Source organism: Halorubrum ezzemoulense DSM 17463, assembly GCF_002114285.1.
Classification (GTDB): domain Archaea; phylum Halobacteriota; class Halobacteria; order Halobacteriales; family Haloferacaceae; genus Halorubrum; species Halorubrum ezzemoulense.
In genome coordinates this window covers 1-5406 of sequence record NZ_NEDJ01000116.1, presented here as the reverse complement: position 1 = coordinate 5406, position 5406 = coordinate 1, and the positions used below count along the sequence as shown (strand labels likewise).

Genomic DNA, 5406 nt, shown 5'->3' with positions numbered 1-5406 from the left:
GAACTCATCAGAAAGGAACTCGTGTAACCGCAATACCGTTCCATCGGCGATCATCACGTCCCTGAATCGGTCGATATCAGCGTCAACGGTGTCAGGAACAGCGACCTCGTCGAGGCCGTGCTCGACGTGGTCGCAGAGGTACTCCGCCAGCGTTGGTGTCAACCGGTGATAGAAGCCACCGGGAGAAATCGTTTCATCAGCTGTCGAGTTGTAGCAGCGTCTGAACCCGGCGAGTGTTCGGCTCTCGCCTGCGGCGAAGCCGAACACGAGCGCCCACACGAGAACAGGAACCTGAAGCTTCCCCTCACGCTCGACCACGCCGAGTTCCTCGGCATGCTCTTCGAGGAACTCGGAGGGAAACAGTGTAGTGAGCCGACGCATGATTCTCGATGAGGAGGCGTCTTGGTGTACACTTGCCGCCTCCTCATTCCTCTCGAAAAGAAGCCTCGATAAGCCGCTGCTGTCACGCGGTTTCTCTCTTAGCTAAAGACGGATGCGATAGAGTGAACCTCGACGAGATTGAGAGCCGAGATGTAGCCGTCTGCGGCGACTTCGACGGCATCGACGTACGCCTCGACGGTGTCGCTCCCCGGTTCGTGACGGAGAATCGAGGAGCAAGCCTCGTGTTTTAGCTCTGTCTCTTACCCACAGATCGAGTTGTTGTTGCGGTCAATAAATCCGACCGAAGCCTCGATATCTACAGATTTAACACTCCTATGAGACGATTTTGCTCATCTCGCTTACCACATTCAGCAACCCCCCACTGCCGATATCATCGCCCGATTCACTCCTCACCTCGATCTTCCGAGAATAGATTGGGTTCGACAGCGTCTGAAACGTCTGTTTGGGACTCAGTGAACTTGTGGGTAAAAGACAGCGCTTCAGTGGTGGGTAGCTGACAAGTGAACTCTCAGCGAACAGCACGGCGTTGCTCAAAACCCGGCCTTCTCCAGTTCGTCCAAGAACGCCGGACGGTTCGAGTGCTTGTCTTTCAGGAAATCGACGAACCCCTCAAACCGCGCTTCGGGGACCAATCCTTGTATCTCTTCTAGGTGGTCGGCGATGTCTCGGTAGTGGCGTCGCCCCGTGTCGTTGGCGGCAAACGGGACGAGCAGCTCCCGGTAGAGCTCGAAGTACTCGACCGGCGCAGTGGCTGCGACCGGATCACGGTACTGGCGAACTGACGAGAGATCTGCGTTCTCTTTCAGTTCGACGAACGCTTTTTTCAGATCGTCGTCGTGGACGTACAGTGCGACGAGGTCCTTTCTAGCGTCCCGTTCGAAATGCCGTTCAAATTCCTCGTAGATCGACTGCCACTCCTGATCGTCACAGACTGACTTCAGGTCATCGTACGCTGCCCACTCCGTATGATCGAGAAACAACTGTTTCAGCGTGGTACGGTACTCGTCCACATTCCGGTCCTCGTAGAGGTCGGCAGCGAGCCAACGAAGGTTACGAGGCGATCGGAACGTATGAATACCATCTTCAACGACTTCGATCGCACGGTCTTTGTTGCCCTCGTCAACCAGTTGTCGGGCGTGCTCTTTACAAAACCGTTTGCTCTCAAGATAGATCTCTTCGTAGAGTTGCGAGAGGGCGTCTTCGCGGCCGAGTTCCTCGAGGATGTAGACGTAGGTCGAGAATATCCGCCGCTTCTGGAGTGACGACGATATGTTCGTGTCTCTCGTTCCTGATTCGGTCGGTTCGACGCTAGCGGTGTGTCTCTCGACGGTCGTCGGTTCATCGATGCGCAACTTCTCGAACACGTCACCGACGAAGTACTCGAGTTTCAGTGTCCCGACGGCCAAGTGTTCGACATCTATTGCTCCACCGGTGAACTCGTCGGTACTGAGCGGTCCGTCAGTGAAATCAGATACGTAGAGAACGTCGTCCGTCCGCTCGGAGTGGATAGTCGACTTGTCGTTGCTCGCTGATCCGGCCGCTGTATCGACGCTGTCTTCAGTTTCATCTCGGCGGCCGTCCGCTTTCGAGGACGACTCTCCCGATAGTACTGCGTCGAGTGTGACACCGGAGATGTGTGCGTCGAGTTGCTCCAGCCAGTATTCGAGGTCTGCGTCCGTCGTACAGAGCGTTCGGAGCGCGTCGTCGTAGTAGTCGCTGGCGAAGCCGTAGTCTGCCCCGACGAACTCTTCACAGAGATACTGGATGTACGGCCGCTTTCGCTCGTGGCCGAGGTCCTGTTCTGCGATTGTCTCTGTATACGACTCGATAGCACGTTCCACCTCTCGGCCGTAGTATCCGCTGCTGTCGTCAACCCGGTCCAAGTTTTCGCGTATCGCCTCGGAAACCGCTCGATAGATATCCGTCGCCGTCTGGACGTGGCCTCGTTTTCGATGTGTCTCCGCGAGGTCGGTGTACTGCGAGAAGTCGATGTGTGTGTCGTGTTCGACCATCCCTCGCCGGCTGACAGCGTCGTCAAACAGTCGATCGATCTCCTGCTTGTAGTCGTAGACGGTTTTGGCCGTGTCTTCGCCGACGAACGCGACGAACCGATCGCGGATATCTCGATCCTCCGCAACGATGTCACGCAGAAACGCTCGGAGGTCCTCGGGTGCCGTCTGTTCGATCACCGAATCGATATTGACCGTCTCGTCCCGTTCGGGATCGATCACCGTCTTGGTGTCTCGGTCGTCTACGGCGAGCAAGACCGCGATGACGTGTTTACAGTCGCCCGCGTAGTCGTACGGACAACTACAACGAGAGCGGACCGTATCGTCCACGAGATCGATAGCGACATCGTAGTAGTTGGATCCCCGAACAGTGGATCTGATCTCGCCGCCGTCGATGTCCAGTTCCTGTACCCGATCTTGCTGGTAATAGTTGACACCCCGTTCGAACGACTGTTCGGTACAGAGCGATCGTATTTCGTCTCGTGTCGGGTAGTCCATGTTTTGTATCTGTATACTATGCTACGTACCGAAAACGTGACGCTGTGCTCTCACTGACGTGCGTTAGCACTCTGGCACTCAGCCAGCCTCCCGACAGATTGAATCGTCCGACACGCATGCGTTCAGGTACCGAATGCGGCTCGAATTCGACGACGGGACGCTCCTGCTGGAAAACGCACCTGAAACCGTTCCGTGCGCGGAGTGGGACGACCGTGTCGATGCGTACCGGGCACAAGCTTACCGACACCGGGCGCTCTTGGAATGGGCCGGCCAGTGGGCTGAGAGCGACGACCAAGCAACACTTCAGGATGGACTCAGCTTTGAACGTTGAGTATCTAACACTTAATCGACCGAAAATGGCGGCTGAGACGGTGTGAGCATGGAAAAGGGAGTTCAGCCGCAGACGCTCCACTTTCCACTAGAGGTTCAAACGCCCTGAACGCTACCTTCATTATCCTCTGTGAATCACTCTCCAGTTCGGCCGATACCGTAAACTCCTCGTAGAACGTCTTTTCCTCCGATTTCGGGTCCAATAGTGTCAACACGACAACGTTCAAAGCTGAGGATGGATTCAGCCACGACGTTGTAGACGCTGCCCGAGCCTATCCGGACCTCGCTCTGACACCCGCACTCCAGATCGAACCGCGTGATTATCAGCGGGCCGCCCTTGAGGCGTGGCGGACCCATGACCGCCAGGGTACCGTCATCCTTCCAACCGGCAGCGGGAAAACATTCCTTGGGTTGCAGGCCATCGCCGACGCCGGCGTCAGTGCGCTCGTCGTTACACCGACGATTGATTTGATGAACCAGTGGCACGCCACGCTAACCAATGCCTTCGGTGGGCAACTTACAGAAGAGATCGGTGTCCTCGGTGGCGGGAGCCACGAGATTGCCGCCTTGACTGTGACCACCTACGACAGTGCCTACCGCTACATCGACAAGTATGGCGACCGGTTTGGCCTTCTCATCACCGACGAAACCCACCATCTGGCGGCCGAAACCTACCTACAAATCCCGGAGATGACGATTGCCCCGTACCGACTTGGCCTCACTGCAACCTATGAACGGGCGGACGGCCGCGAAGAGCTACTCGAAGATCGTATGGGGCCGGTCGTTTACGAGGAGGTCGTTGACAACCTCGCCGGGGAGTTCCTGAGCGAGTACGAAACCATTCAGATGTCAGTCGAACTCACCAGCGAGGAGCGGTCTGCGTACGATGACGAGTACCAGCTCTACAGAGACTATGTCGACACTCATGATTTCGACCTCTGGAAAGAACAGGGCTACGCGGAGTTTCTCAAACGCACGTCTTACGACCCTCAGGGACGCCGTGCCCTCATCGCCAAGCAACGTGCGGAACGCATCGCTCGCACGGCGACAAAGAAACTCGACACGCTCGATAACCTCCTCAAACGGCACCACGATGACCGCGTCATCGTTTTCACTGCGAACAACGATTTTGCCTACGACATTTCCCGGGAGTTCGTCCTCCCGTGTATCACGCATCAGACTGACACCGACGAACGCACCGAGATTCTCGAACGGTTCCGAACAGGTGAGTACTCGATGCTTGCCACCTCCCAAGTGCTCGACGAGGGTATCGACGTGCCCGCGGCCAACGTTGGGATCATCCTCTCCGGGAGTGCTTCGAAACGACAGTACGCCCAACGGCTCGGTCGCATTCTTCGACCGACTGACGACCGCCAGCCAGCCCGCCTCTACGAGATTATCACCATCGACACGATGGAGACATACGTGTCTCAGCGACGCCGCGATGGGGTGAGTAGTAGTGCTGACGGCTGACCTCGCACGCTCGCGCACACGTGATGGAGAAGTTCGCCCGCTGTTCATCGACATCTCCGATGAACAGTATCGGTCGACGGCGGCCACACTCATCGATCTCTTTGAGAACCACCTCGGCGAACCGAAAGGCGAACTTGAAGCTGCCATTGACGACCTAACCGTCGACAATACTGACTACAAAATTGTCCAGGGACTGGCGAAGCTACTGAAAGACGAATGTGAGTTTGAACAACAGGCTGCAGTCGACCCTCAAGAGATTCGCCAGCGCCTATTCGAGCGCGCGAACGGACGCTATCCGATCGTTCGCCAACCCACACTCGGGGAAGACACACAGAAACTCGAAGTGTACAGTGCTGTCGCTGACGAACTCGGAATCTCCCTCGAAGAGTGTTACCGAGGGATGTACGCGGATTTGGACGAAAACAAGCTCCTAGTTCGGTTCGGTGACCAGACGGTTGCGGACTACGACGCTGCTGAGACCACGTCGACGACGAAGTTGACCGGCAACAGCAAGCAGGCCTACGACCAGACAGCCCAGACCGTCGACTGGCTGCTCGCACGGTACAATTTAGCAGAATACAGGCGGTAAGCCCCCTTCCTCAAGGAGCGACCAGCGGGAGCGAGTAGGGAGGGGATACACCGCCGTCATCACGTCTCAAACACGTTCGTACTCGCTGCCTAACCACCTCACCGA

3 protein-coding genes and 3 pseudogenes are annotated in these 5406 nt (G+C 56.7%); 4 read left to right on the top strand and 2 right to left on the bottom strand.

What is annotated here, in order from left to right; translation table 11 throughout:
• Positions 1 to 381, bottom strand: a pseudogene (locus B9H04_RS17220) (IS4 family transposase); the annotation flags it as partial.
• 122 nt (positions 382 to 503) lie between these two features.
• Between B9H04_RS17220 and B9H04_RS19485 the strand changes: the two are divergent.
• Positions 504 to 632: a hypothetical protein gene (locus B9H04_RS19485; protein ID WP_276325179.1), complete on the top strand. Its 129-nt coding sequence runs from the start codon at positions 504 to 506 to the stop codon at positions 630 to 632.
• A 300-nt stretch (positions 633 to 932) separates the two neighbouring features.
• Here B9H04_RS19485 and B9H04_RS17210 read toward each other — a convergent pair whose 3' ends face one another.
• A complete protein-coding gene (locus B9H04_RS17210; RefSeq protein WP_085682887.1) occupies positions 933 to 2909 on the bottom strand; it encodes an SWIM zinc finger family protein in 1977 nt (658 codons plus the stop codon).
• Between the two features lie 133 nt (positions 2910 to 3042).
• Between B9H04_RS17210 and B9H04_RS18410 the strand changes: the two genes are divergently transcribed.
• From B9H04_RS18410 to B9H04_RS17200, 3 genes and pseudogenes are all read left to right on the top strand, one after another.
• Positions 3043 to 3240 (top strand): hypothetical protein, encoded by a 198-nt coding sequence (locus tag B9H04_RS18410; protein ID WP_049933577.1) that lies wholly within the window; start codon positions 3043 to 3045, stop codon positions 3238 to 3240.
• A 230-nt stretch (positions 3241 to 3470) separates the two neighbouring features.
• Positions 3471 to 4712, top strand: a pseudogene (locus B9H04_RS17205) (DEAD/DEAH box helicase); the annotation flags it as partial.
• Positions 4699 to 5286 (top strand): annotated as a pseudogene (locus B9H04_RS17200) (DUF790 family protein); the annotation flags it as partial. The pseudogenes B9H04_RS17205 and B9H04_RS17200, both read left to right, overlap by 14 nt.
• Positions 5287 to 5406 lie beyond the last annotated feature (120 nt).

Coding starts and splice junctions, on each gene's coding strand:
- B9H04_RS18410 (WP_049933577.1), top strand. CDS start 3,043: ATGCGGCTCGAATTCGACGACGGGACGCTCCTGCTGGAAAACGCACCT.
- B9H04_RS17210 (WP_085682887.1), bottom strand. CDS start 2,909: ATGGACTACCCGACACGAGACGAAATACGATCGCTCTGTACCGAACAG.